The organism is Endozoicomonas sp. SESOKO4 (assembly GCF_024606275.1).
This window is the reverse complement of sequence record NZ_JAHHPS010000271.1, coordinates 1-1,048: the sequence shown is the minus strand read 5'-3', so window position 1 is coordinate 1,048 and position 1,048 is coordinate 1. Positions and strand designations below refer to the sequence as shown.

The window sequence follows — 1,048 nt, the reverse complement described above, 5'->3', positions numbered from 1 at the left end:
GCACAAAGAAGGAGCAGGCCATAGCAGCAAGTAATGAGGATAGAAAGGAGCTCGACAGAGCCAAGATACGTGCTCTTTTAGAAAAAATGTTTTCAGATGGAATGATTACAGACCCTGCTCCTTATTTTGATAGATACGACACAATCCTTCCGAAGGAAGAGTTTAATCGGATCAAAGATATCATAGAGAACACCAGTATGGGTGATCTATTCCATGAACTGGAAGAATATAATTTAAAAAGAAGCAACCGTCATAGATTATTCTTAAATAAAAAAGTAAATTTTGAGGATAATATTTTTCCTCGATCTCTTGATGCTTCAATCCAACCAATAATGGTGACATCCAGATCAAGAAATTCAGTATTAAAAATGATACTTGATGAAACCCGTTTCCTTCATGAAACTGCAGAAAATTTAAGAAAGTCAGCAATAAGTAAACAAGAACTCATATCAAAAACAAGGGAGAAGATCGAAAATTTTTATCGAGAAAGCAATGTCATTGTCTCCAGCGATAACATTGATAAAGTTACAACGATGTTAACTGCCCTGGCAGATGATACCAAAGGGACTGACGACCACATTATCGATCAATTGGGTTACGAAGCTTTTGAAAGATTAATAAACATAAATTTAAAAGAAAGACCTTCAATTCAGCTAACTGATAACTTCTTGGCAAACACCCCCTTCTATAACAGGAAGTCTTACGACCCTGATATTGACGACTTACAAATAGTGCCCGAACAACCCTACGACAAACTAATAATACTTAACTTTTCTGATAACTCGAACGATAAAGGCCAATCTTTAACAAAGTCTTCTAATCTTTATAAACTGTATCTCACTGAAAAAAATAGCGTTTTGTACGACGTTGTTAAAACTGCTCCAGAGGGAAGTAAAGAACTTAAAACAATAAAAGGCGTACCACTCAATAAAATTGGCAGAGACACTAAAGTCATAATCACTGGAACTCTTTATTTCCCCGATATATCGAATGAACGTTCTTCTTCCTACTCACGGGAAATAGTGGCAGAGCTAACATCGCATTTAAG

At 35.9% G+C, this 1,048-nt stretch carries 1 protein-coding gene; it reads left to right on the top strand.

What is annotated here, in order from left to right; all coding sequences use genetic code 11:
- Positions 1-1,048: hypothetical protein (locus KDK16_RS04945; RefSeq protein ID WP_257274943.1), on the top strand; the 1,048-nt coding region annotated here is incomplete at both ends.